Genomic DNA, 3,222 nt, shown 5'->3' with positions numbered 1-3,222 from the left:
CCCGGCGCCGGGGGTGGTCGTGGGGGTGCCCGGGGCCGGCGGGGTGCCGGGGGCGGGGTCGGAGCCGCCCTGGGCGGTGGCCGTCGCTCCGCCCTGGGCGGAGCCCCCGCCGGGCAGGGACCCCGGCGCGCCGGGCGTCGTAGAGGCGGAGGCGCTCGCGGAAGGGGCCGAGCCCGCCGACGCGATCGGCTGGAACTCGACCCTCCCCTGGGGCGGTACGTTCTGCCCCGCGCCCCGCTCGGGCCCGGGGGCCGCGGCCCCCACGGCGGCGTAGCCGTCGCGGGCCGGGCCGCCGCATCCGGTGAGGGCGGCGGCGGCCGTGCAGCACAGGGCCAGGGCGAGGGTGCGCGCCGTACGGGATCCCGTTCGCATCGCGCCAGTGTTGCTGACGCAATGTCAAATGTGAACCCCGTGGCCGGTGGTGGCCGGGACTACTCGCCGATCAGGCCGGTGCGCAGCTGCGCCAGCGTCCGCGTCAGCAGCCGGGAGACGTGCATCTGGGAGACGTGCATCTGGGAGATGCCGACCTCCTCGCCGATCTGCGACTGGGTCATGTTGGCGAAGAACCGCAGCATGATGATCTGCCGCTCCCTGGGCGGGAGTTTGGCCAGCAGCGGCTTGAGCGACTCGCGGTACTCGACGCCCTCCAGTGCGCTGTCCTCGTACCCGAGCCGGTCGGCGAGGGAGCCCTCGCCGCCCTCGTCCTCCGGGGAGGGGGAGTCGAGCGAGGAGGCGGTGTAGGCGTTGCCGACGGCGAGGCCGTCGACGACCTCCTCCTCGCTGACGCCGAGGACCGCCGCCAGCTCCGGCACGGTCGGGGACCGGTCCAGGCGCTGGGCGAGTTCGTCGCTGGCCTTGGTCAGCGCGAGGCGCAGTTCCTGGAGCCGGCGCGGGACGCGGACGGACCAGGAAGTGTCCCTAAAGAATCGTTTGATCTCGCCCACGACGGTCGGCATCGCGAACGTCGGGAACTCGACTCCGCGTTCGCAGTCGAACCGGTCGATCGCCTTGATCAGGCCGATCGTGCCGACCTGGACGATGTCCTCCATCGGCTCGTTGCGGCTGCGGAAGCGGGCCGCGGCATAGCGCACCAGCGGCAGGTTCAGCTCGATCAGGGTGTCGCGTACGTACGCCCGTTCGGGGCTGTCCGGGTCCAGGGTGGCGAGTCGCTGGAAGAGGGAGCGGGAGAGGGTGCGGGTGTCGATGGCTTCCGAGCGGTCGGCCACTGCCGGCAGCTCACGCTCGACGAGCGTGAGCACCTTGGAGCTGCCCTGGTCTACGGACATGCCACCCCCTTGAGGTCGCGGACGGTCGCGTATCGGCGCGTCCCGTCGGAGGAACGCAGCCTCCACCTGAATACCGGAGGCGGGGCTGCGGCAAACGCGGTTCCAGCAGAATGTCACATGTCGGCAACACGCTGTAGCGTCATGTCGACAAGTATCTCCAGCGACAGACGACCGACCGAGCGGAATGAGCCGGTTCTGTAGGGAATCGCGGGCCGGGCTCCACCCGATCCGGTTACGCCTCGATCCTGTTTGCGGATCTCAGACGGGCGAAGCTGCGCGCGAGCAGCCGTGAGACGTGCATCTGGGACACCCCGAGCTCGGCGCTGATCTGCGACTGCGTCAGGTTGTTGTAGTAGCGCAGCAGGAGGATCCGCTGCTCCCGCTCGGGCAGTTGTACGAGCAGGTGGCGGACGAGGTCCCGGTGCTCGACGCCGGCCAGCTCGGGGTCCTCGTACCCGAGCCGGTCGAGCAGGCCGGGCATCCCGTCGCCCTCCTGGGCGGCCTCCAGGGAGGTCGCGTGGTAGCTGCGGCCGGCCTCGATGCAGGAGAGCACCTCGTCCTCGCTGATCCGCAGCCGCTCGGCGATCTCGGGGGTGGTGGGGGTGCGGCCGTGGAGGGTGGTGAGGTCCTCGGTGGCGGCGTTGACCTGCACCCACAGCTCGTGGAGGCGGCGCGGGACGTGCACGGTGCGGACGTTGTCCCGGAAGTATCGTTTGATCTCGCCCACGACCGTCGGCATGGCGAAGGTGGGGAACTGGACCCCGCGCTCGGGGTCGAACCGGTCGATCGCGTTGATCAGGCCGATGGTGCCGACCTGGACCACGTCCTCCATCGGCTCGTTGCGGCTGCGGAAGCGGGCGGCCGCGTAGCGCACCAGCGGGAGGTTGGCCTCGATCAGGGCCCCGCGCACCCGGTTGTGCTCGCTGGTGCCCGGCTCCAGGCCCTTCAGCTGGCCGAAGAGCACCTGCGTCAGGGCCCGGGTGTCGGCACCCCGGCTCTGCGGCCGCGGCGCGGGCGCGGCGGGCTCCTGGAGTCCGGCCGGGGCCCCGTGCGCCGGGGTGCCCTGCGGCGGAGCCTCGTGCAGCGGAGCCTCGTGCGGCGGAGCCCCGTGCGCGGGGACCTCGTGCGCGGGGGTCTCGTGCGGCGGATCCTGCCGGGGGTCCTGCTGGGGAGGCACCTGAGGCGCAGTACTGGCCGGCACTGTCACGCCACCCCTTCGGTCAACTCATCCGTCTCATCAGTCAAAAGCGGTCATAGCATCACAAGAGATGTGCACTGTGTGCAAGCACCGTATATAGCCGTGTTGAGGGCAAGTTGGGCATTTAGGGGTATTCTTTTTACCGGTAAGAACGCGTAGAGGAACGTGAAGGGGAACGCGAAAGGCCCCCCACCGGCGGAGTGGGGGGCCTGGATGACCGGAAATCGCTTCGGCGTACGGGCTCAGGTCACCAGTTCGGTGATGAACTGGCCGATGCCGGAGGCGGCATCCGATATGCCCTGGAAGCCTATTCCGACCATCTCCGCCGCCCGCTTGGGCTGGGTGATGATCACGAAGAGGACGAACACCGTGAGGGCGCCCGTGATGAGCTTCTTGGTGTCCATGAGCGGTGTCGGCCTCCCCAACCGGTACTGCGAAGTCGGGCGAGTCTAACCGGTCAGGTTTGGACACTCACCTGTCCTTTAAGGACCAATGACCCTGTCGCAGGGGCCCTTTGCCGCTGGGTGTCCGGTCGGGGGAGGGGCAGGATGGAACACGAGCCCACCGGTTCTGGCAGGAAACCGGTGGGTGAGGGACAGGACCTCACTGCGGGGTCCGGGCCGCGGGCTTCCCCCCTGACCGCGGCCCGGGCTGGCAGGTTCCGTCCTCACCGGGGGAGGTGACTTTGTCCCCCCGACGTCACTTCCCCCGTCCGCGTGGAAGGCCCCGGCTCCGGTC

The 3,222-nt window shown here is 70.1% G+C and carries 3 protein-coding genes and 1 pseudogene; all 4 read right to left on the bottom strand.

Going from position 1 to position 3,222, the window contains the following annotated elements; translation table 11 throughout:
* Positions 1–372: pseudogene (locus VR44_RS21955) on the bottom strand (hypothetical protein); the annotation flags it as partial.
* 59 nt (positions 373–431) lie between these two features.
* Positions 432–1,286: an RNA polymerase sigma factor SigF gene (locus VR44_RS21950; protein WP_045949281.1), complete on the bottom strand. Its 855-nt coding sequence runs from the start codon at positions 1,284–1,286 to the stop codon at positions 432–434.
* 232 nt (positions 1,287–1,518) lie between these two features.
* Positions 1,519–2,370, bottom strand: a complete 852-nt coding sequence (locus tag VR44_RS21945; RefSeq protein ID WP_045949282.1) for an RNA polymerase sigma factor SigF — start codon at positions 2,368–2,370, stop codon at positions 1,519–1,521.
* A 356-nt stretch (positions 2,371–2,726) separates the two neighbouring features.
* Positions 2,727–2,888 carry a hypothetical protein gene (locus VR44_RS45990; RefSeq protein ID WP_169791027.1) on the bottom strand — a complete coding sequence of 54 codons (162 nt, stop codon included), beginning with the start codon at positions 2,886–2,888 and terminating at the stop codon, positions 2,727–2,729.
* Positions 2,889–3,222: the final 334 nt, after the last annotated feature.

The sequence above is a fragment of the Streptomyces katrae genome (genome assembly GCF_000966975.1).
Lineage (GTDB): Bacteria > Actinomycetota > Actinomycetes > Streptomycetales > Streptomycetaceae > Streptomyces > Streptomyces katrae.
Note: the sequence above shows the minus strand (reverse complement) of the source record. Positions and strands in the feature narration are given on the sequence as shown.

Excerpts from the sequence above, each read along its gene's own strand:
- VR44_RS21950 (WP_045949281.1), bottom strand. The coding sequence starts at position 1,286 with ATGTCCGTAGACCAGGGCAGCTCCAAGGTGCTCACGCTCGTCGAGCGT.
- VR44_RS45990 (WP_169791027.1), bottom strand. The coding sequence starts at position 2,888 with ATGGACACCAAGAAGCTCATCACGGGCGCCCTCACGGTGTTCGTCCTC.